A 21,042-nucleotide genomic window follows, 5' to 3' on the forward strand; every position below is an offset into this window, starting at 1 on the left:
CCTCGGGGAGTACCTTTGAGAATGGCTCTTATTTGAGGTTAGACTCACGCTTCCCCACTCGATTTCACCAAACCTCGATAGTCCAGAGCGGCAACACCAGCATCGATACGCACCTTCCACGCCACACCATCCACGGTGAAGCCTTGCTGCTCTTCAAGGTAAGGTGTGTCCATACCATCCAGATAAGCCACCTCAATAGTGTCTGAGCCTTTGGCTGATGCCACATACCACGCTTTAATACTCGCCTTATCTAAGCGAGGCTCAACAATGATTTCGCCCATGTTTTGCACTGTGTTGGTAATACCGGCGTTCTGGTTGGGGCTTGAGTCATTACCCTCACCAATCGGGAATAGGGATGAGGTTGATAACACCGCGCGCATTGCTGCACCTTCCAGTTCTGCCGGTACCAGAATATAAGCCGGCGTCACGTTCAATGGGTTTCCTGCAGCATCCTCTTGTAGCCGCATAGCCTTACGAGCTTCGGTCAAGCCTTGCATATCCATACCTCGGGCAATCAAGTTGCTGTGATCTGCATGGAATAGCGCCTTGCCATCATTGAACTTGACGTTATCAATAAGCACGGCATACACGAGGTTACCCACGGTGCGAGAGGCGGCGCGGCCCATCAATTGAGGGACAGTAGTCAGTTGTGACAAATCGTCATTGATGATGGCTTGGCGGGTGATAGAGAATATATTGCCATAGGTAGCCAGCGCGATAGGGACGCCCTTGTCGCTGGTTGTCACATACTTGTACTCAGCTCCTTCCAGAACCTTATCCAGCGAGGTGAAGCCATTTAAGCCTACACGTTGAGCCTCATGGAAGTTTGAGAGTGAACCGGCTTTAGTCCACTGTTGGAAGGTTTCGCCGCTGTCCTGCCAGCCAACCAATACAGATTTCTCAGCACCGCCAGCCAGAATGGAGGAAAAATCACTGTTGCTATGGGTGAAAGCCAGATTCACTATCTGCATACGGTTGCCAAAACTTGACACGCTGATCCCACGATCTACCAGTGAAGCCTTGGCCATATCGAACAGGCTCATCATGGCGTAAGGGTTACCCCGTTCTGCCTTATCATGCCCTAGACGGGCATACAGCCCCTGACGGATCCCGTCACCTGTAATGTTGCCATTACCGGCATAAATATAATCTCCAACTGATGGAGTTTTATTTGATGGCGTGGCACTTGTTCCCATTAAAGCTAGTAACTTTTCTCGGGCTTGTTCCAGTGTGCAACTGGCATCTTCAACACAGGAAGCCTGTAGGTCTTTATAGCGCCCACCGAACATAGCGAATAAATCTTTGATACCGTTAATACGCTGTTGCTCATTGCTGGTGCTCTGTGGTGCATTACCCTGTGGGGGCATAATCATATTTTTTAATGCTTCGGGCATATTCATATCCTCAATACATTTTGATTCAATCCGTGCCATTGCCTGAACTGGGGCTATCAGCTCATCAGCAAAACCATGTTCCAGACATTCACGGCCATTCATCCATGTTTCTGATTCCAACATAGCGGCCAGCTCTTCTGCTGTTTTACCGGTCTTGCTGGCATAGCCGGGGATCAGCGTTTCTTCAACTTTGTCCAGTAAGTCCGCATAACGGCGCATCTCTGACGCATCGCCGCCCTGAATTCCCCAAGGTCGGTGGATCATCATCATGGCGTTTTCTGGCATCCGTACCACATCCCCCACCATGGCGATGAATGACGCCATTGAGGCCGCAACGCCGTCGATAGTGACCGTGATTCGAGCAGGATGATTTTTAAGTAGGTTGTAGATGGCTATTCCTTCAAACACATCACCGCCTGGTGAATGAATATGAAGCTCGATGTGACTTATCCGCCCTAACGCAGTGAGTTCTTCCGCGAACTGCTTAGCACTGACGCCATAAAAGCCTATCTCGTCATAAATAGAGATTGAGGCCGTGCCACCAGCTTTAGCTTGAATAGAAAACCAGCCTTTCATAGCCATGCCCCCAATGAAGCGTTAAACCAGCAATGCACACTATTTCGCACAATCTGCCCTTTGGTCGGGAGTGGCATTTCCGGGTGATTCTTACGGTGCCATTCCTGATACTCATCAATCTTTTTCATCGTCTCGGCATCAATATGTACTGCTATGCCTTTTTTCTTCGTTGCCATACTTACCCCTGATATTTATACAGTGTTGGTGCAAGAATCATATGATCAATAATTTTAATCGTAAAGACAAATAAAACTAATGGTAATAATTTAAGCAATAAAAAAGCGACCGAAGCCGCTACAAATAAAATGCATGAAAAAATAAATTATGCTTTTAGGTCTCCACCTCTCCACCCAAGCCAATTTCACTATATAAATCATAACATTAGTAGGTGGTGACTACTATTTTAGGTCTCCGTAAGTCACCACTCTAAGCCTCCACCTTTTTAGAGATGGGTGGAGAGGTGGAGACTAGGTGGAGACTCTATTTAAAGGTCACCACCCATTAACCCTATGTTTTATAATATCTATTTAACTAAGTGGAGACGGGTGGAGACTTATTCAATAACTTTTACTCTGCCCCCCCTGTTGCAGCCGGTAGCCACTCATCGGCATCATCAGCCAGCCGGATGTTAGAGCGCATATTTCCTTTGGTGCTTTTCTTCCTAATATATTCTTTTCCATACTCAGCCATTGAACCCGGCATATCAGTAGCGAACCGGTTAAGCGAGATCGGCTTGCTCAATCCATTACTCTGCATATAGGCAAGGTAGGCGTGGTACAGGTACTTCCGTGGGCTGAACGGTATAATGCTGGCATTGCCGATAAACAAGCCGTCACACTGCACCGATGCCATTAGGTAGCCGCAGAAGTCCACCAGCGAATCACCTTCACGCTTAATAGCCAACGCCTCTTCTGATTTCTGCTGTTCGAACAAAAGCCGTTTAGCTTCTCCCTGATCTGCAAAGCGTGTCAGTAAGTGGCGAATGATAACCGGCAGCTCTGCCTCTATCTTTTCTGACAACATCGGATCACGCTCATTCTCTGGCACCACCTGCGAGAAGTTGAAAATAACCCGACGCCGGGATATGCCGCCGCTTCGGTCGCTGAATGACATGGCGTTATTATTCACTGCCAAAATAACAGCCGGGATCCGTGTCGAGTAAGGTGCTTTGTGTTTCGGGTCTATCGCGACCTTATCCCCACCTGTGATGGCTTTGATCCCAGCCCCGTCACCAGCATAGCGCGACATATCAGGCATGATGATAAGAGAGTACCCCACTATCAGCGCCCTTTCCCTTGGCTCCTCGAGCGCCTTCATACTGGCCGATACGGTGTTGGCTTTCCCTGCCAGCATGGTGCAGATCTCAGCCAATACACTTTTACCACTACCACCAGCGCCGGTTATCTCAAGAAATAGCTGCCAGTCATACCGGTTCGCCATCACCATATACAACGCCGCCAGCACTCGATCAGCTTTCCGGGCATTACCGGCCGTCGACCAGTTAAGCCACTTCCAGAACGCGGGAGAGTGGGTGGCCAGTGATTCCCCTTCCTCTGCCTGAATGAATTCCACATCACTGGCGATCAATAACCAGTCCTCTTGACGGTGTTCTCTGAATACCCCCTCTCGGGTATCAAATACACCGTTGCTAAAGCCAATCAGATTGCGTGCTGTGGTCCCCATTATTGGCAGACTCAATTTCATGGTATCAACGGCGTTCTTCATGGCTGGCATGGAGTAAGGAACCCTAGATTCCATAAATATTGCCGCCATTTCTCGCGACAGCGCCTTATCTGAAACAGGTTGCCAGATTATGCCGTTGTAATGATGTACAGTGTCCGAATCGCCATGCACGGCTAAATCACCGTCATAACGAGCCAGAAGTACCTCACCGCGCTGGCTTGGCCCCATTTGATTAAGTGCTGGGATTACGGCAGGTTCATCAGCGGGAACAACATTAAATAGGGAGTTAATGCGATCGGCATTAGCTAATACAGCCACCAGATCAGGACGGCTGATAAACTCCAGTACCACCGCTTCGCGTTTCTCCCGTGCGTATTCCGGTGATTTGGCTGAATGGAAGCCATTGTCGGCTAACCACTCCGGCGTAACTGTCCCAATCGCGAAAGATCCCAGCCTTACGGCCAGACAATTGAGAGGTGTCCCTGTAGTGGTTTGTAGTATGGCCTTTGCTACCACTGCTTTCTCAATCGGGCGACCATTAACCCAACGATAGACGCAGGAAAACAGTTCATTGGGCCATTGGTTAACACTAGTCTTCTGTGGCTTACTCATAGCTGTGGCCTCGCTGACATGGTGAATTTACCGATCAGCGGGTGATACCAGTATTTGCTACCGTATTTACGCTTGGCACCCTTGATAATTATCAGCGCCGCTTCACGGAATTTAGCCTCATGCACTGCGTGACCATTCCCATGACGAACTATCATCACACCACAATTTCTCGCCAGTTCTTCCGCTTTGCTGGTGGATAGCCCCATTTCAGCCGCCAGAGTGGTAAGAGGTGCCATACCTTCCGGTACTGAGCCTTTACGGTGCATAGCGGCTAAAGCCAGCTCGAGGGCCACAACGCGCTTTTCCAGCTCGTTAAATTTCAATGTGCTAATCATTTTTTGGCCCCCTTGCGCTTCTCTTGCTCGAATGTGATAGAACTACCGTTTTGCTCCAGTGCTTGAGCCATACGGGGAAGGTGTCTGAGTGCAGATCCAACTAATTGCAGGTCATGCATAGCTTCTTCCCCTGAATATCCTTCGCTCTCTGAAACTTCCAGCAACAGATTGCCAATAACCTGTATCGCAGAATTAATAGCCATGCTGGCACCACAGTAGATATTGTTGTGCTCATCTAACTTCTCGTCAGATACCTTGCTAAAATCATGATTTACCAGAACATGATAAATATCATTCATGGTCAGCCCCTCCAATCTTGTACTTTTTCGCAGCTACAAGGCGGCGCTGACGCTCATGATCTATATATTCACAGCCCACCGACTCCGCTTCACGACCGACGTTATCAATAGTTTCCTGTGCTCTGTAGGAGATGAGATTTAGCGCATCTGCCACCATGTGCATACGTTGATAGCATTCTGGGGACTCCATCCAGTGCAGCAACATGTCGGTAATGGCTACGATCTCCAATAATGCTTGCTGTGACAGGCAATCCATATCTGTGACGGCAGCACTCAGTCTGCTTATCTGCTCATTGGGTTTTAGCTCACGCATGGCGCACCTCACTAACTGGCAGACGAGCAGCAAGGGAAAGGATGAAGTGAGCAGACAAAACCTGACGGGCTTCTTTCTCAGTAAAAGCCTCGACCGATAAGCGACAGGGTGCAGCACTGCGATCTGAACGATGCAGGGCCAGAAAACGATACTGATATTTGGGGCGAGTTTGGGTATGATTTAACATAGCTACCTCGATACGTAATCTATCGTTGGTGGTAAGAGGCCCGGTTAGTGCTCCAACACTTCTGGGCCTCGCCATTTCAAGGTGTATTTCACCTATGGTTTTAACGCTACACATAAGTGAAATACACTTCAAGCCTTTTTTTATTATTATTTTTGCGTATACTGACATACACCTAATATACGGAGATCCAGTAATGGCAACAGGTGCAAAGAACGCAAAATCACAAATGACAACGGTTCGAATTCCACATGATGTAATGGAAGATATCGAGCAGCTAAAGGTCGAAGGAGAAAGCACTGCTGGGTTTCTCGTAACTGCCGCCAAAGGCGAGATCAAACGCCGCCAGCGCAAGAAGGCCAAGGAGGCGCCAGAGGAGTGAGCCGCTAAGCTGGATTTCCTGCTTAGGGTATCAGCCATTGGCGTAGACTCCCTGCATTGCAGTATTTCGCATAAATCAATAGGTTGGGGTCTATCCAGATTTGGATACACCCACCAGGTAGCGAGTGATTTTAAATATGTGGAATTTCCGGTGTGAGCAGACTTGCGCGTATCTCGAATTAACTGCGCCAATGGCGCGGTTAACTTATAACCACAGTTCATTTCTTGACCGAGTTGCATATCTGCAACTCTCGTAATGGTGCCAGCAGATATGCTAATCTGGTTGTGGTTTATATAAGTGTTTTGACATTGGCGGCCTTGCAGGGCCGCTTTTGTTTTATTCATCATCCTGTCCCCCCAGCTTTAATTCAGGCTGATACCGATCTAGCAGTAGCCTTTCTTCACTCTCTAACTGATGCTTTTCAACCTTCCGTATCGCCAGCGCCTTACCAGCTTGACTACCACGCCCTATTGAATCGTCAGAACGGCGGGTAAAGTCATGCAGTAATGCCCACGGCACGCCATAAGCGCCAAATTTGCGGATCGATGGGATAACTTCGCGGAATACCCAGTTGCTAAATCGGTGGGCGAAAGTGTTGGGAGTGCTAGCTTTACGGCTCCGGGCAATCAATTTGTAAAATCCGGACTCAGACACGGTGCGCATTAACTGCTGTCCACCGGGGGTGTAAGTTAAATTTACCCCCTTTTCATCGTCATCCAGAGCCTTAAGCGCCATTCGGTGATTAACTACCTCAAGAGCCTGGCAGACATCCTTAGCGATAAACCAAGGTTCATCACCCAACTGCAAGACTCGGACCGTATGCCTTTCAAAGCAGAGTACAGATACGCCATTTTTATTTGTCATGCCGCACCTCACACCGTTTGAGTCTGACGAACAGAAGCAAGATAAGCGTCAAGGTCTGACTTGTGGTAAATGACCTTCTTTTTCCCTACCTTATAGAACGGGATCGACACGCAGCCGGTACAAGCCCAGTTAGCGAGAGTTTGAGGGCTAACACCTAATTCAGCAGCAGCCTCTTTGCGGGTAAGCTTAATTTCTGTTGTTTCAATTAATTGCATAAGTATCACCGTATAGTTTTTGTTATCAACGGGGATAAATATGAATGCAGGAGTAACTACCGGATAGATTCACAGCGCGTAATGATCTGATCATAACGCGCTTTTATATGATCAAAGCGCGTTATGAGGGTATAACTAATTTGAAAGGTGGGCATGGACGAACTTTCTGCTTGGGGCCAAATCCCTCTTCTTTAATCCACCGCCCAATTGATTGCTCACTTACTGCACCGTTGAAATATCCATACACTCTTTTAATCATTGAGTTTTTTGTAGTGTTCGGATATTCGTTCCATGTTGCAGTTAAGATAGATATAGTCTGCTCGTAATTTTTATTTTTTGGCCCTGAGGCGTTATCACTATTCTTTTTAGAAATCTTCCCCTTAAACTTTATATCTTCTATTGTTTCACTTAATTGAGCATGCATTAACGCTGAATGTGTTAAAAACTCTAACCGTGCCGCAGTGTTATTTAATCCAAGAAGTCTCAATAGTAAAACTGTGGTAATCATCGACCCACCAACAGTTCCTTTATCTGATATTAAAACCTCGGCCATATCTTTCGCATCAATTCTATGAGCCATTGAAATTCTATCGGAATAAGTCATTCCCTCCCAAATAGAAAGCAACTCTTGTATATCTCCATTAGTTCTTACATTTGCATAGTTATAAATATAATCATCAATTTCGGATAGAATTTTTATAGAGGCATCGCTAACTTTCATTTTTTACCTTCTGATTATTCATGACATCAAATAATAAACGGCGTTTATCTTCATCACTCATATTCGCCAATGCAGACAACAAGTGAGCATTAATACCCTCAGCTTTTTCCACCAGCCCTGCATACTCCAGAATAGCCCGTTCAACTTTCATTGATGGCTCCATTAACTCATCAGCCCCAAAGTGCAAATATCCCTGCGTCACATCAGCACTTCGCAATGTACGGTGGTTCATTAAACGCTTGAGGATATACGGGCCAACGCCGGCTAATTCAGCTACTGTGCCATATGTGCGGCGAGCATCATGGCATTTGAACTCTATAGCAGCTAATTCATCTGGATTCGATTCTGGTACGGTAGCGGCCACAATGCGCCGTATCACCCGGCGAGGCTCTTTAACCATGCCTTTTTTCCCATTGAATACGATAGCTTGCTCACCATTCTTCAGGTGGAGACGCCTTCGAAATATCGCCAGTAAAGTATCGGTGATTGGTAGCTCCAGCGGATCACCATTCTTGGTGGTATCAATCCAGAAATAGCGGCCACCAATATTAACCCGGTTCCACTCTAGCCCGAATACCTCAGTACGGCGTAAACCAGTAAATAAGGCCATATCCAAGGCATCACATATTGAAACGGATACATCATCCCTAACCACCATTGACTCCTGCCTAACCTGCTCTACGGCTTTTAGCCAGCGTCCAAGGTCACTTGTCCTGATGCGCTCCGTCTTTCTTACCGTTCCGTGCCACTGGCGTTTAGTGCTGAGAACCATCGTTGGCGGGTCTGGTAAGAGGGTTTTACCTTCCTCATCGCGATAGTGGTCGTAGGAAAAGCGATAAACCGCCCTAAGTGCCCTAGCCCATAAATCAGCTTGTGCCTTGCTCCCTGAGCCTACGCCAGCACGCAAAAGCGATTTATCCTTACCAAACCACACACCCCCTTGAGTAATCGCCTTATGACGCATCTCAACGCGATCCCGGCTAATATTTGCCATAGGTTGCTTCATCCAGTCGCCTGAGAAGTTACCCAAAATAGAGCGATATTGTTTAGCAGTAACTGCCTTGAGCCGGTGAGCGCGGTTATCAATGTAGGTTTGTAGTGCATCCTCCAGGCTGATCAGGCTCATTGCATGAACACGACGGATATCATTGGGATTCTTGCCATTGGTAGCCACTTCACCAAGCAACTCTAATGCTTTGGCTCTAGCGTTCTCAATGCTGAGATCAGGAAAGCGGCCAAGAGTTGCCCGGATAAACTTTCCATTCCGTTTACGGGAGATGCAGAAACTCTTCACGCCAGAAGCGCCAACGCGCAGGATAAGACCATTAACGGCGGTATCCCTGTACTCCAGTCGTCCACCAGCAGGATCTGGAGGCAGGGCCGCTATGCTGGCTTTGGTAAACTTAAAATGATTCACAATACGGTATCCCTAAATAATCGCTTGGTCGCTCTGGGATACTTATGGGATACCTCAGAGCGGTATTAACCAGTATTTATGGGTATTTATACAGTGTCAAGGATGTTGTTAAATAGTTGAAATATAACGAAAGGTAATTATCGGTAACTCATTAATTTGAGACTCATAATCGCTTGGTCACTGGTTCAAGTCCAGTAGGGGCCACCATATAAAACAAGGAGTTAGATGAGGAATCGTCTGACTCCTTTTTCGTTTTATACGAATTGGGTCAGGTAACGGGTCAGGTAAGGAATTACCTCCCCTCCTTCTTCATCCCGCTGCCAGCATCTCCGGATAGTGCGTCGCCACGATATCATTCATTTTTTCTGTCAGGTCGCACCGCTTAAACGTGATGTGCCCGGTTCCTTTCTGGAAATAACGTATACTGAATAAATTATCTTCGTAAACATCCTTCGAAGGGTTATCCCGGATATGATCCATCAGTCGGGTAGTAATATCACCACGATTATCAGGGATCGGTTTACCATCCAGCAGAAACAGCATTCGTTCCAGGTCTGCGAGTTGATCACGTCGCCATCCCCAGTTAAGACTAAATCCCCAGCGGTTATGCGTCACCAGATTGTTAATAATGATCTTCTTCCCAAAACTACAGGGACTATTGGTTTTATAATCCCATGACAGCCCTTTGAAGACATTGATGATACCGCGTTCAAAGACATCCCTTTTATTAAGATGTAACTGCTTAAAGGTACTGAGGATATTGGCTTCGCTGATGGCAGGAAGGTCACCCTCCTCCAGGGTTTTATGCAACTGGTCACGAGCCTGGGCATCCATCAACGCCATCATGCCAGACTTCAGCATCAAGTCGCGCCAGATACTGCGGTCTATATTACGCGTAATGGCGGGCATTGCTTTCTCAGATGGCTCGGTTAGCCAGCTGTCATAGCGGTGCCCGGATTTCATGGCCCAGTCCTGTGCCGTTCCCCCGCCCACTTCTGAAGTAAGGCGGGATACCGCATCAAGCTGCTGTATCAGTTGCTCAATCTGAACCAGTGCCGCATCACGCCCTGACACAGTCCGTTCAATATTAGTTGAGAGGATAAGTTCACTGTGATCCGTTAATACATCGGGTTCTGTTTGCATCGTTAATCATCCATAAAAGCAAACGCGCCTGCCAATAGTGGCTGGCGCATTATGCGATCAATATAAAAAGGGGAAGGTTTGGAGATAAAAATCAGGAATAAGACTCGAAGAATTCAGGTGTTGATTAGGCTGGTTGCGCGTCTGGCTCTGAGGATGTCGATAGCGGTGAGAAATGGAGTCTGATCCTGCCAGGTAAATCCTTTTCGGTCAGTGCGAATCAGCTCATATCTCTCTACCAGAAAGTTAATGGCATCCATCAGTGTGATACCAGCATCAATATGTTCCTGAATCACGGATTCATTAATAAAGGGAGTGTCGTCCAGTCGCAGACCATAGTGCTGGTCTAACAGGCGAGTCAGCAACATTTGCCAGACAGCCACGGGTGGCGGACATGGCTTCGCCACCCGCGGGTTTATTGCAGGATGAGTTTTCATTTTTTCTCTCGTTTGAATTAAAGGGGTTTAGTTTTGGGCGGGATAAATAACGATATAAACATAGCCATATGAACCGAGCCAGCCAGCCTTACAGAAGTCCATTTTCAGCAAAGGACGCTATGTGCCTGCCACCCACGATGAAGTGGTCAAGGACACGGACATCAACTAATCCGAGGGCCTGAATCAGGCGCTGGGTAATGACCTTATCTGACTGGCTGGGCGCGATATCACCAGAAGGATGGTTATGGGCAAGGATCACCGCTGCGGCATTAAAATAGAGTGCGCGTTTTACCACCTCACGAGGGTGAACTTCTGTACTGCTGATGGAGCCGGTAAATAAGGTTTCCCAGGCAAGCAGTTGATTCTGATGGTTGAGATACAACACCATAAACTCTTCCCGCTCACATCCGGCCATTCTCAGACACAGCCAGTCACGGACTGCACTTGTTGAAGTGAAAGCGACTCCCGGTTGATGTAAATAGTGACTGAGTAATTCAAAGGCTTTATCAACAGTACGCTGCACATGTAGGGGCAGTGATGGGGAAGAAAAATCGACTGTGTTTTCCATAAATAGGTCCTCAATCGAGGAGTGGTCAATAGAGAGTGATTGTCAGGGGGTCGGGATGTGAATCTGCCTGACTCAGTCATCGGTATTCATTGGCCTAGTTCAGGAAATGTATTGAGTTGCCCGTGTAGCCTTTAAGACTGGCTGAGTGTGATGATGAGGCTGAGATATATCCAGGCCCTGAAAAAGAAAACCCCTGCCACATCAGTGACAGGGTAAATCAGTGTTCGAAGATTATTGTGCTTCCTGATAGCGGATGTCCTTGCACTCATTTATACCATCAAGCTCTTTACGGATATTCTCCGCTGATGGACTGAAGCTCCCGACCTTGTCATCATTGATGTAGATATCAAACTTCGATGCCTGACTCAGGGCTTCAATAAAAGAAAACCAGGCATTATCGGCACCTCGCCAGCCAAGAGAGGAAGGGACTGGATACTGACTGTCTCCTGTCACCAAGGTAATGGTCTTATCCTCTTCATGTGAGTTAGCCCCCTTGCCTCCAGGAAGCGTGATATACACGCTATGCTGAAGGTTATCCTCCTCATCCGGATTCGTAGTACAGCTTACATTCAGAACCGTCTTTTCCGGGCTGGTGATAATGTACTCCGTCACGCCCATGGCAAAATTATTAGTCCACATGTTAGGTATCGCACTGGCAGGCGCTGCACAGAGCATCATGCTGGTTGCCAGTATTACTGGTATCAGTCTCATTGGTATCTCCATATTGGTGAGTCAGAAATTATCTATATCTAAATTGCGTCAATTAGCCCCTCGTTATTTGAGGTATGAATAAGCATAAGTGACGCGGTATTTTTGCCGAAACGATATTCAGTCTGTACAGACTGAATAAATATGATATCGCTGAACAGGTATTCTCACGCCGTCTGATGATAAATGTCGAAATATTTATCCGGTCAGACGGACCTTCTAGTTTGTCTTATCTTTTGTCCATTTTGGACGATTGCCATTAGAAAACGATTTAGACAGCGACCAGTACTCGATCGGGAAACGCTTGACGAGCTCGCCGTTAAGGCGAACATCAATGGTGCGATACTGGCCGTTATTCATGGTTCCTTTGCTGAAATAGGCGTTGCTACTGCAGGTTCCCGTATCGTACTGATTCCAGCCTTTTTCTGGTTTAGCCACAACATAAAAATCCCCTAATGCACAACCGTTGGTGGATTTACGGTTCACAATCGCAACCCGGTTAGTGGCTGCAAGAACAATAGAACAGGTACTGTTTTTTCCGCCACAGACATCCCATAGCACGCGTCCCTTAGGATCTTTGAATGACCAGATAGTATCAGGCGGTATATCACTACGGGCGAGGGAAGGAAGGCTAAACCCCAGTCCTGAACTCAGAGCAAGAACAGCAATCATTTTTTTCATGGTTATATTCTCAGATAAGTAAAAGTTGTATTTCTTCCTGTCAGCGACTTTACCTGACAGAAAAAACTGTTTAAGAGCAAACACCTGAGTCAGCAGATACTGTAGATAGCCTGCTGACGGTAGTGTTTCGTAAAAACAACAATCTCTCCTTATGGTCGCAGTCTACTCAGCACAATGATGGCTGCTGGTATCGGCATGACATGTGAGGGATAGCGCATCACGGACGGAATCGAAATGCGGCAGTGCCTGGATAAAGTCAGGCCGGGTTGAAAGCAGGCTGAAATCCTTGTGTGGAATAAAGGTGGCTCTCAGGACTGTCACGGTATGGATATTTTCTAGCGGGTAAACCGCAATACGGCCCTGTAACTCACCCACCAGATACCAGTGACCATACAGTGAAATAAGCCGGTATGGAGCCAGCCCTTCGCAACGCATCCCCTCTGCCAGCAATATGACTCGCTGACGGGTTGAGATAGCACTGACCAGACGATAAAAAGTGAGTGAGCCTGAGGGAGGAATTGCATTTGCTGGCTGCCATACCAGGCAGGGCATGTCATCGGCATTCAGCAGAGCACCGGCCAGCCTTCTGTCGAAACCGGGGAAAGCATCAGCCAGCCCCGTACGGTGAGCAAAGGTCAGTACATCAAATTCCCCCTGGGCCCCGCTATTTCCTGAGCGCAAACGACAATGTCCCTGGTGATACTCCAGGTCGAGGTACATCAGACGTTCATGAAAATCCCGCCTTAAGGTACGAACGGACACGCCAAACTCAGCAGCAAGTTTGGTGACGCTCAGAGTTTCACCGGTGACAAGACGACAGATGATAAGTGACAGCCTGACAGCCAGCCGGTCATGGCGACGTTCTGCCTGTGTCATGGGAGGGACTCCATTCAGATTAACTGACTGAAAATTTAAGTGATTACTTTAAAGAAGGTGCCGGACAGGGTATGGACATCATGAAAACTATTTTTTCTTTTTGCGGAAGTGAGAGATGGTGTGCCTTAAGGAGGTATTAGCTGGATTTAGCATCAGCGAAGATAAGCGTATGTGGACAGGTTATGTCCCCCGTAAACAATCCATTAACAAGTTTCGAGAAAAGATATTTTCGGCTTTTATGCAATCTGCTCCATCAGCGTTTCCGCTATCACCCAGAGCGCCCGGTTAAGTTTCACATCGCCATCAATACCACGCACAGCCCGAGTATGAGTACGTTTCCCCGTGATATTACGCCCGGACAGCCCGCCTTTAATCAGGTTCTCCTGAATACGCTGATACGTGGTCCACAAATCATTGCTCTCGTCCTGCCAGCGCCGGGGCGCAAGTACCTGAGATGCCGTCACAGGCTGGTGGTCCTCACCGAAACGATAGGTCAGTGCAGCCTGAGCCAGCGCCTGCTGTGCCGGTGGGGGCAACATCAGGGATTGCATGGCATCCCGTTTCTCCTCAACGCGGTCAAAAATCCCCAGCACCTCATAGGCCCCTTCAATCACCTGACTCACCACATCTCCCTTATGCGGTACCCGTACCTCACCAAAGGTTTCACCACAGACAAGCCCGTTCTGGCACACCGCCCGGAATAATCCCGGCAGCATCTGATAGGAGCTGGAGCCGTCATGGGAGTTGAGCAGAATGATTTCAGGGACCTGTTTCCCGGTAATTTGCCCCGCCCGACGCAGGCGTAACATATGCTTGGTATGCTCACGACGCCCGGGGTCTCGTACCCGGGTCTGACAGGCAAAGAACGGCTGAAAACCTTCCTTCTGCAGACTGTCGAGCAGCGATATGGTTGGAATGTAGGTATAACGTTCACTCCGGGACTGATGTTTATCCTCACAGAAGACACTGGGCACCACGCGAAATAACTCCTCATGGGTTAAGGGGCGGTCACGACGGATAAGGTTTGCTGCGCCAAAGCGCGAAGCCAGACGGGTCATATTCAGTTCCTTTATTTTGAAAATAAATAAAATCAGGCCCCGTCGCATTCAGCGACGGGGCCTGAAGAGAGGAGCGTTACATCTTCAGAAGAAAAAATCCCACAGAGAGCGGGCAACACGGACGACAATATCCCGTATCGCCTGGATGACATTTCGGGTGGGAGCGGATACCGCAGATGAGCGGGCAACGGTATCAAGCATATCGCCCACAGTTCGTCCAAATCGCTCCCGGGCCTGCCCTCTGATATTTTCCGTACGTAACGACTTATGCAGCCGGGAGGTCACAGGGCTGGTGGCTTTATCCGGCAGGCACGCCATCATCACCGAGACCATCGCGGCAATTCCCCAGCGGGTTCGCGCTGAGACGGCACAAAGCGGATGGATGGGCGCAAAGCGCTGGCGGATATCCTCCAGCTTCAGGCTCAGATTATGCCTCTGCGGTACCGAAGGACTATCGAATGCAGATGCTCCCTGCGGGAGCGGTTCAAACCGGTCTACCTGACTGACCACAAACAAGACTTTGTCCCGGTACGGGCCAATCACCTCCCGATAGAATTTCTCATCAACCGACAATGCCCGGTCGTCAGCCTTGATAACCCACAGAACCAAATCCATCTCCGGCAGCAGAGACTGATAGAGTTCCGCATACTGACGGTCTCTGACCTCGCTTTCCCCCGCACCGGGTAAATCGATTATCATCAGACTGTGCTTATCTGCTTTAAGCCGAAAGCGTAAAGCATCACGTGTACAGGCCAGAACATCACTGACCGGTGAGACCTCGCCACTGAACAAGGCATTACACAGGGACGACTTCCCGGCCCCGGATTTTCCGGCGATACCGATTACGGGTTCGTAATCAGTGAGACTCTGCAGGCGTTCAAGAATACGGTTACGAATAGCAGGAGGCAGACCGGATAGCGCACGCTCTATCGCTGCCGGAATAGGTAATTCATGCATGATTCTATTTCCTCTGAACATGAAAAAGACTAACTAGAAAGTCAGTCTTTGAAGAACATCATGCAAATGAAATATATCTGAATTTTTTTAAAATAAAGGAAAAAATCTTACACTCTACGGTTCATTCTTGTCATATTCACGTTCAGTTATGGTGACTCCTATTTTTAGTACTACCGCCAGTGAAAGTCAGTTTTTATCTTGCATAGATAACAGGGGGATATCCTGAAGGATCCTCATAAAATTCAGTAAACCAATATCATATCGGTATATCGTTGCCGTAATTTCTTCAAACCTGAGCCTAGCAATAGGGTTTTCAATATTAGCGGAGCATACCTAAATATATTCTCGCCAACTTTAATAGCGAAATAACTCGCCTGTATTTCACTATATTTGTCTGATATTTATGATGTATCCTTCCTTTTTCAAGGCTGAAACCACTTAACCACATAATAATACTGACTAAAGCCGCGATCAGGCTAAACACCGCGACCCGCTCAACTGAATGGTTAGCTCTAAGCCTTAACCCGAATCCTCAGTGAGGATTTTTTCATCCTGAAAATTTTGCTCGATTTGCATTCTGCGGCTGTATAACTTCATCACCTGTTTAGGGGAAAATTCTGTGCTATTTGTAAAAATAAACCAGGGTGATTTTCCCACTGTATGGGCTTTAGTTGTCACCGATGGCCTGGGCGCTCTTTCCTTTGAACGTTTGAATTTACGGCCTTTAGGCTTACTTTTATAAAGATAAAAATGGCCTTCATGTTGTGCTTTTTTACTTCGCCCCAGCAGACCTTCACCCAGATAAGTTGCTGTTGTTGATGTCTTTATGCCTGAATTAATTACCTTTTCCCATCCATCACCAACATTGTAATAGTGATTACCCAGCACCCGACAAATATAAGTCCAGCCACGAGAACTGACCTGTTGAAACCACCACCCCTGAAAACCGGCATCGGTAATAACAATGACATGAGTTTCGGGTGTAAAGCACTCAGCAAGCGACTCAAGAAAATATTCATGCACCTCAGGATTCGCCGTCTGCGATGACGGAACGACATAACTCATCAATGGTAAAGAGCGACCATCACATGCCAGGCTCGCCTGCAGGAGTTGGAAACGCGAGGCATGATAAGCGCTCCAGTCAATGAGTATCACAGCACGGGACATTCCCTGCGTGATTTTCTGCGTAACACGCTGAAAAATTATGGAAATCTCATTTTATAAATGAGTATTCCCCAGCAGTCTATCTACACGCTTTATTTTGTTTTTAACCGATGCCGTTCCGGTTAAATGACGTCCAATACTGGTAAGCGTAAGAGATGCACCATTTATTACAGCACTGGTTGCCTCAATCAGTGCTTTTTGACGATAAAGATGCAGAGGCTCCAGTATATTTTTAAAAAAATTTCGGCATAATGAACGCGCAGACATAGTGGTGATTTCCTTGAAATTGTTATTACAATCAATTAGATCGCAACATACTATGCATGTCTCCTTTTCTGTGGATTTGTCAGGGGATATCCCCCCTGTTATCTATACAAGACAAAAACTTACTGGAGATCCTCAATGGGGGGCACTAAAAATAGGGAAGTCTACAAAATCACAGTCATCATGATTTTACAAACATAATAAAATAAATAATTAAATAATATTAATAGGTAATTCCTATCTTAATGAGATAGTAAACCATTGCATATGATGTAAAAATGTTAATGGATGTCACAACCTATTTTCGGAAAAATAAATGAACAAAATATACAAATTAGTCTGGAATGTGGCCCATGGAGAATGGGTTGTTTGCTCAGAACTGGGTCGCAAGACAAAATTAGGCTCATTGCGTAGTTCATTGATTATTGGTGCTTTACTCTTATCTCAAAATGCAATTTCAGCCGAGTGTAGCACGAATGCTAACGGCACGATCACTGTAAATAATTCGATCAATACTGCGGGATGTAGCGTTGAATCTATAGGCAGTGAAATAGGCAATACTAGTATTTGGAATACCGGTATCCTGCAATATAGTCAGGGAGTCAACCGAAACATCACTATTTTAAATGACTTAAGTTTTACGATAAAAGGCAGTGCGGGGATTGCAGTTGGTGGTACTAGCCCAGCCTATGTTTCTACTTTTGATGCTTCAAATAAGACAATAGATCTTACTATAGCTAATCTTGATACTAATGCCGCTAAACCGGAAGGTGATAATATAGCGAAGGTAGGGGTTGGTTCATCACATGGGGCTACTGTAAAAATAGGAACAATGAACCTAACGATGCTGTCTTTACCAAACGGGACATCATATAGCGAGAGATTTGAACATTACGGAGTGGTAGCCGGATCAAGCGTAAATGCGGGTGAACAAGAGAACTTCAATGGAATGTATTCACGTGCGCTATTTGATAACTTAGATATCAATATGGCCTCTACGAACAATACGGGGTTTTTAGCTAGTTCGTATCCATTGGTCGTTGGTATCAGGGCTATTCAAGGCGCATCTCGTAACTCGGGGAACGGTGCCGCAGGATATGTGAGTGTATCCGATACACTTAATCTCAATATTAAGAATGGCAAGAATGATGCTATTGGGATTTACATATCAGGTTCGGAAATTAATAACGTCACCCCTCAGGTACACCTCCATGACAGTAATATAAAGATAGTTAGTAGCTCATCTCGCGCTAATGCCATACGGTTAGGTAAAAGTGCTGCGATAGGTACCGGAGAGGGGCAGTTATACTCCAGCGGTAAAATGTTCCTGGATACAACCGAAGCACCTAATGATGCCAGTATTGATATCATCTGGCAGGGTGCTTTATTAGATGCTAATGAAAATACATCCCGTACTGAAATAAAATCAGGCAAAGAGGCTATAACTATTAGCGGTAATGCCAGTCAGGCTACAGCTAAAACAATCACTAATTTTAACAATCTCATCGTGAATAAGACAGGTAACAATGGTTCCGATCTTATTAATGTTGCCGGTGGGCAGAATTTATACCAGTTGAGTGTGAGAGGGGAAGATAGCAATCTCATTTCTAATAACGGAAAGGATGCCTATATTCTGGATGTGGCTGGTTCAGCCTCCAGCGCAAGTAACGTTCTTTTCAATTTTTCTCAAGGGAGAATGCAAGGTCTGATCAATACATCTAATGCATCAAAATTGGATGTTAATATTGCAGACGATGCGACTTGGCAATTAGAAAAAAATGCCAGTAGTACTACCGCTAGTTTCACTACCTTGAATCTTAACAATTCGTCCCTGATCGCACATGACGTTAACAATGGGAATTCGACGGGAAATAATAGTATTTCCTCATTTACTCTCAAGGGTAATGTGCTGGCGAAGAACTCTGAAATAGATATGGCCAATGGGGTAGCTGGGGACCATCTAACCATCGACGGGAATTTCACTACTGGTGGTAATACATGGCTGATGGACTCGTACCTTACTGGAGAAGGAGTAAGTACCAATAATGGAGGGGATGGTAAATCTTATACGGATACTGTCACAATCACTGGTGATACTATTGACCGTGGTTATGATTATGTATGGATTAACAACCTTAACATGAACAAGCCAACAGGCCAGGAATCACTTGAACTTATAAAGGTCAATGGTCAATCAGATGGCGAGTTTCTGCTGCAGCGCAGGGTTGTAAAAGGGAATTATGAGTACCTGCTGAATAAACATAGCGATGATGGGGCTTGGTACCTGGAAAGCTTCGCAATGAAAGGTGAAACCGGGGCAACAGGTGAAACCGGGGCAACAGGTGAAACCGGGGCTACGGGTGAAACCGGGGCTACGGGTGAAACCGGGGCAACAGGTGAAACCGGGGCTACGGGTGAAACCGGGGCAACAGGTGAAACCGGGGCAACAGGTGAAACCGGGGCTACGGGTGAAACCGGGGCAACAGGTGAAACCGGGGCTACGGGTGAAACCGGGGCTACGGGTGAAACCGGGGCTACGGGTGAAACCGGGGCTACGGGTGAAACCGGGGCAACAGGTGAAACCGGGGCTACGGGCGGAACTGGCGGCCATACCCCTGTATTACGGCCAGAGAGTGCAAGCTATGCCGCGAATGCCTGGAGTGCTAATCATATGTTTAATATGACGTTGCATGATCGTATTGGTGAAAGTGGATTAGTGAAAACCACTGCTGAAGATGAATTAGCCTCGTCGCTATGGATTCGCTCAACTGGGAAACGGACAGAAAGTAATAGTTCTGGTCAATTAGATACTCGAATTTATGACACTACTATTGAATTAGGTGGCGATATTGCGCGTTGGGATACTAATCAACAACGATATCATTTGGGTCTGATGGCTGGGTACGGTAATAGTAATAATAAGACAACCTCTTCAGTGACGGATTATCAATCGAAAGGGAAACTTTCAGGCTATAGCGTTGGTATGTATCTCACTTGGTTCGAGAATGCCCTTGATAATTCAGGATGGTATACCGACAGTTGGTTACGCTGGAATGACTTTAATGCCAGTGTCTCGGGAGATCAGTTATCTAAAGAGGACTATAAGCTTCGTGGCATTACTGGTTCTCTTGAATCTGGTTATGCATGGCGTGTAGCTGGCAATGATAAAACCAGTTTCTGGCTGACTCCACAGGCCCAGGTTACCTATTTAGGTGTTACCTCAAATGATTTCACTGAAAAAACAGGTACTAATATTAAAGGAAACAAAGATGCGGTTGAATCTCGTCTGGGTGTACGGGCCAGTACTACGACCCATACAAGCGGGACCTTCATTCAGCCGTATGTTGAGCTTAACTACAGGAACTTAAACCGTTTACAAAGTCCAAATCTTGATGGACAACGTGCAGCGGCTATAGGTGGTAAAAATTCGTTCGAAACGAAAGCAGGGGTTGAAACAACAATTAGCGATAATACCAGACTTTGGGCTAATGTTTCCTATGTAACAGGAAATAAGGATTTCAATTCATATCAAGGGATGATTGGTATTAACGTTAAGTTTTAATTAACTATGGTAAGGGAAAGGAATCCCTTGCCACATTCTGAAAAAATTTGAATATAATTTTGTCATCTGAATAATTAAATTCTTTCTGATGGAGGAGCGGATTCAGCAATATTTGATTGTTCATAGAAAAGCAAATTTTCACAATCGTAAACCGGAAAAACTATAATAAACTACACGTTATACATAGTGTGTACAATTTTTCGACGTAGATTGATGTCTATCACATTATTGAGAATTTCGCTGAGAGTTATTTTTAACATTGGTTGTCATTGAGACCGCATATTTTTGAGGTAAAAATGTCTCCATTACAGATTTTAATTTTGACGCAGGATTCATATCTGAAGATTGGCTTATCTTTCTTGATAAAAGAACTAATTGGGCAAGTTCCAGTTCGTATTAGTGACGGTGTCGATCTCTTCGACGAGCAACTGTTTGGAATGTGTGATTGCTTTATAATTAATGATAGAGTGACATGGGATATACTTAACCATCCTTTAATAAAGAAATACGAAAATTGTAGAGAAAGAAATAGAATAATTATTCTTTCTGCTGAGATAAATGAATTCAAAAAATCTTTGGAACATATTCTTTTAAATTCAATGAGGCAAAAAATTTTTTTTAATAATATGAAG

At 46.2% G+C, this 21,042-nt stretch carries 22 protein-coding genes, 1 tRNA gene and 1 pseudogene; 4 read left to right on the top strand and 20 right to left on the bottom strand.

What is annotated here, in order from left to right:
• Positions 1-44: 44 nt before the first annotated feature.
• The 7 genes from HU019_RS11125 to HU019_RS20275 all read right to left on the bottom strand — a co-directional run bounded on the left by HU019_RS11125 (position 45) and on the right by HU019_RS20275 (position 5,399).
• The gene (locus HU019_RS11125; protein ID WP_174848780.1) at positions 45-1,970 is read right to left on the bottom strand and encodes a ClpP-like prohead protease/major capsid protein fusion protein; all 1,926 of its coding nucleotides are present in this window, start codon (positions 1,968-1,970) and stop codon (positions 45-47) included.
• Positions 1,967-2,146, bottom strand: a complete 180-nt coding sequence (locus HU019_RS11130) for a hypothetical protein (RefSeq protein WP_174848778.1) — start codon at positions 2,144-2,146, stop codon at positions 1,967-1,969. Before HU019_RS11130 ends, HU019_RS11125 begins: the two co-directional genes overlap by 4 nt.
• 391 nt (positions 2,147-2,537) lie before the next feature.
• Entirely contained in the window at positions 2,538-4,265 is a 1,728-nt protein-coding gene (locus HU019_RS11135; protein WP_174848776.1) for a DNA primase family protein, read from the bottom strand.
• Entirely contained in the window at positions 4,262-4,600 is a 339-nt protein-coding gene (locus HU019_RS11140) for a hypothetical protein (protein ID WP_025376810.1), read from the bottom strand. The genes HU019_RS11135 and HU019_RS11140 overlap by 4 nt, the downstream gene beginning before the upstream one ends.
• On the bottom strand, positions 4,597-4,899 hold the full coding sequence (locus HU019_RS11145) for a hypothetical protein (RefSeq protein ID WP_174848775.1): 303 nt from the start codon (positions 4,897-4,899) through the stop codon (positions 4,597-4,599). Before HU019_RS11145 ends, HU019_RS11140 begins: the two co-directional genes overlap by 4 nt.
• Entirely contained in the window at positions 4,892-5,212 is a 321-nt protein-coding gene (locus tag HU019_RS11150; protein ID WP_174848773.1) for a hypothetical protein, read from the bottom strand. The genes HU019_RS11145 and HU019_RS11150 overlap by 8 nt, the downstream gene beginning before the upstream one ends.
• A complete protein-coding gene (locus HU019_RS20275) occupies positions 5,205-5,399 on the bottom strand; it encodes a host cell division inhibitor Icd-like protein (RefSeq protein ID WP_050093278.1) in 195 nt (64 codons plus the stop codon). The genes HU019_RS11150 and HU019_RS20275 overlap by 8 nt, the downstream gene beginning before the upstream one ends.
• Positions 5,400-5,592: 193 nt before the next feature.
• On the opposite strand from HU019_RS20275, the gene HU019_RS20280 reads away from it, so the two are divergent.
• Entirely contained in the window at positions 5,593-5,778 is a 186-nt protein-coding gene (locus HU019_RS20280) for a YlcI/YnfO family protein (protein WP_050163167.1), read from the top strand.
• 336 nt (positions 5,779-6,114) lie between these two features.
• Here HU019_RS20280 and HU019_RS11160 read toward each other — a convergent pair whose 3' ends face one another.
• The 4 genes from HU019_RS11160 to HU019_RS11175 form a co-directional block, all read right to left on the bottom strand.
• A complete protein-coding gene (locus HU019_RS11160; protein ID WP_174848771.1) occupies positions 6,115-6,642 on the bottom strand; it encodes a BRO-N domain-containing protein in 528 nt (175 codons plus the stop codon).
• An 8-nt stretch (positions 6,643-6,650) separates the two neighbouring features.
• Positions 6,651-6,857 carry a helix-turn-helix domain-containing protein gene (locus tag HU019_RS11165; protein WP_174848769.1) on the bottom strand — a complete coding sequence of 69 codons (207 nt, stop codon included), beginning with the start codon at positions 6,855-6,857 and terminating at the stop codon, positions 6,651-6,653.
• Positions 6,858-6,978: 121 nt separating this feature from the next.
• Positions 6,979-7,578, bottom strand: a complete 600-nt coding sequence (locus HU019_RS11170) for a hypothetical protein (RefSeq protein WP_174848768.1) — start codon at positions 7,576-7,578, stop codon at positions 6,979-6,981.
• Positions 7,568-8,995 carry an integrase family protein gene (locus tag HU019_RS11175; RefSeq protein WP_174848766.1) on the bottom strand — a complete coding sequence of 476 codons (1,428 nt, stop codon included), beginning with the start codon at positions 8,993-8,995 and terminating at the stop codon, positions 7,568-7,570. Before HU019_RS11175 ends, HU019_RS11170 begins: the two co-directional genes overlap by 11 nt.
• 132 nt (positions 8,996-9,127) lie before the next feature.
• Between HU019_RS11175 and HU019_RS11180 the strand changes: the two genes are divergently transcribed.
• Positions 9,128-9,202: transfer RNA gene (locus HU019_RS11180), tRNA-Met, on the top strand.
• A 102-nt stretch (positions 9,203-9,304) separates the two neighbouring features.
• Here HU019_RS11180 and HU019_RS11185 read toward each other — a convergent pair.
• The 9 genes and pseudogenes from HU019_RS11185 to HU019_RS11225 form a co-directional block, all read right to left on the bottom strand.
• Positions 9,305-10,138, bottom strand: a complete 834-nt coding sequence (locus tag HU019_RS11185; RefSeq protein WP_008814956.1) for a DUF4942 domain-containing protein — start codon at positions 10,136-10,138, stop codon at positions 9,305-9,307.
• A gap of 113 nt (positions 10,139-10,251) precedes the next feature.
• On the bottom strand, positions 10,252-10,572 hold the full coding sequence (locus HU019_RS11190) for a TA system toxin CbtA family protein (RefSeq protein WP_020303469.1): 321 nt from the start codon (positions 10,570-10,572) through the stop codon (positions 10,252-10,254).
• Positions 10,573-10,660: 88 nt separating this feature from the next.
• Positions 10,661-11,140, bottom strand: a complete 480-nt coding sequence (locus HU019_RS11195) for a JAB domain-containing protein (RefSeq protein WP_008814954.1) — start codon at positions 11,138-11,140, stop codon at positions 10,661-10,663.
• Between the two features lie 231 nt (positions 11,141-11,371).
• The gene (locus tag HU019_RS11200; RefSeq protein ID WP_020303468.1) at positions 11,372-11,851 is read right to left on the bottom strand and encodes a hypothetical protein; all 480 of its coding nucleotides are present in this window, start codon (positions 11,849-11,851) and stop codon (positions 11,372-11,374) included.
• A 216-nt stretch (positions 11,852-12,067) separates the two neighbouring features.
• Positions 12,068-12,529: a hypothetical protein gene (locus HU019_RS11205; protein ID WP_008814951.1), complete on the bottom strand. Its 462-nt coding sequence runs from the start codon at positions 12,527-12,529 to the stop codon at positions 12,068-12,070.
• 162 nt (positions 12,530-12,691) lie between these two features.
• A complete protein-coding gene (locus HU019_RS11210; RefSeq protein WP_008814950.1) occupies positions 12,692-13,405 on the bottom strand; it encodes a helix-turn-helix transcriptional regulator in 714 nt (237 codons plus the stop codon).
• A gap of 236 nt (positions 13,406-13,641) precedes the next feature.
• Complete coding sequence (locus HU019_RS11215) at positions 13,642-14,463, bottom strand: DUF932 domain-containing protein (protein WP_008814949.1); 822 nt, start codon at positions 14,461-14,463, stop codon at positions 13,642-13,644.
• 84 nt (positions 14,464-14,547) lie between these two features.
• Positions 14,548-15,420: a GTPase family protein gene (locus tag HU019_RS11220; protein WP_008814948.1), complete on the bottom strand. Its 873-nt coding sequence runs from the start codon at positions 15,418-15,420 to the stop codon at positions 14,548-14,550.
• Positions 15,421-15,662: 242 nt separating this feature from the next.
• Positions 15,663-16,851 (bottom strand): annotated as a pseudogene (locus HU019_RS11225) (IS4 family transposase).
• 313 nt (positions 16,852-17,164) lie between these two features.
• On the opposite strand from HU019_RS11225, the gene HU019_RS11230 reads away from it, so the two are divergent.
• Together HU019_RS11230 and HU019_RS20165 are read left to right on the top strand one after the other, a co-directional pair.
• Positions 17,165-20,410: an autotransporter outer membrane beta-barrel domain-containing protein gene (locus HU019_RS11230; RefSeq protein ID WP_174850488.1), complete on the top strand. Its 3,246-nt coding sequence runs from the start codon at positions 17,165-17,167 to the stop codon at positions 20,408-20,410.
• Between the two features lie 296 nt (positions 20,411-20,706).
• A partial coding sequence (locus tag HU019_RS20165; protein ID WP_217450946.1) for a hypothetical protein occupies positions 20,707-21,042 on the top strand: 336 nt, incomplete at its 3' end.

It is taken from the genome of Yersinia artesiana (assembly GCF_902726545.1).
GTDB lineage: Bacteria > Pseudomonadota > Gammaproteobacteria > Enterobacterales > Enterobacteriaceae > Yersinia > Yersinia artesiana.

Excerpts from the sequence above, each read along its gene's own strand:
- HU019_RS11125 (WP_174848780.1), bottom strand. The coding sequence starts at position 1,970 with ATGAAAGGCTGGTTTTCTATTCAAGCTAAAGCTGGTGGCACGGCCTCA.
- HU019_RS11130 (WP_174848778.1), bottom strand. The coding sequence starts at position 2,146 with ATGGCAACGAAGAAAAAAGGCATAGCAGTACATATTGATGCCGAGACG.
- HU019_RS11135 (WP_174848776.1), bottom strand. The coding sequence starts at position 4,265 with ATGAGTAAGCCACAGAAGACTAGTGTTAACCAATGGCCCAATGAACTG.
- HU019_RS11140 (WP_025376810.1), bottom strand. The coding sequence starts at position 4,600 with ATGATTAGCACATTGAAATTTAACGAGCTGGAAAAGCGCGTTGTGGCC.
- HU019_RS11145 (WP_174848775.1), bottom strand. The coding sequence starts at position 4,899 with ATGAATGATATTTATCATGTTCTGGTAAATCATGATTTTAGCAAGGTA.
- HU019_RS11150 (WP_174848773.1), bottom strand. The coding sequence starts at position 5,212 with ATGCGTGAGCTAAAACCCAATGAGCAGATAAGCAGACTGAGTGCTGCC.
- HU019_RS20275 (WP_050093278.1), bottom strand. The coding sequence starts at position 5,399 with ATGTTAAATCATACCCAAACTCGCCCCAAATATCAGTATCGTTTTCTG.
- HU019_RS20280 (WP_050163167.1), top strand. The coding sequence starts at position 5,593 with ATGGCAACAGGTGCAAAGAACGCAAAATCACAAATGACAACGGTTCGA.
- HU019_RS11160 (WP_174848771.1), bottom strand. The coding sequence starts at position 6,642 with ATGACAAATAAAAATGGCGTATCTGTACTCTGCTTTGAAAGGCATACG.
- HU019_RS11165 (WP_174848769.1), bottom strand. The coding sequence starts at position 6,857 with ATGCAATTAATTGAAACAACAGAAATTAAGCTTACCCGCAAAGAGGCT.
- HU019_RS11170 (WP_174848768.1), bottom strand. The coding sequence starts at position 7,578 with ATGAAAGTTAGCGATGCCTCTATAAAAATTCTATCCGAAATTGATGAT.
- HU019_RS11185 (WP_008814956.1), bottom strand. The coding sequence starts at position 10,138 with ATGCAAACAGAACCCGATGTATTAACGGATCACAGTGAACTTATCCTC.
- HU019_RS11190 (WP_020303469.1), bottom strand. The coding sequence starts at position 10,572 with ATGAAAACTCATCCTGCAATAAACCCGCGGGTGGCGAAGCCATGTCCG.
- HU019_RS11195 (WP_008814954.1), bottom strand. The coding sequence starts at position 11,140 with ATGGAAAACACAGTCGATTTTTCTTCCCCATCACTGCCCCTACATGTG.
- HU019_RS11200 (WP_020303468.1), bottom strand. The coding sequence starts at position 11,851 with ATGAGACTGATACCAGTAATACTGGCAACCAGCATGATGCTCTGTGCA.
- HU019_RS11205 (WP_008814951.1), bottom strand. The coding sequence starts at position 12,529 with ATGAAAAAAATGATTGCTGTTCTTGCTCTGAGTTCAGGACTGGGGTTT.
- HU019_RS11210 (WP_008814950.1), bottom strand. The coding sequence starts at position 13,405 with ATGACACAGGCAGAACGTCGCCATGACCGGCTGGCTGTCAGGCTGTCA.
- HU019_RS11215 (WP_008814949.1), bottom strand. The coding sequence starts at position 14,463 with ATGACCCGTCTGGCTTCGCGCTTTGGCGCAGCAAACCTTATCCGTCGT.
- HU019_RS11220 (WP_008814948.1), bottom strand. The coding sequence starts at position 15,420 with ATGCATGAATTACCTATTCCGGCAGCGATAGAGCGTGCGCTATCCGGT.
- HU019_RS11230 (WP_174850488.1), top strand. The coding sequence starts at position 17,165 with ATGAACAAAATATACAAATTAGTCTGGAATGTGGCCCATGGAGAATGG.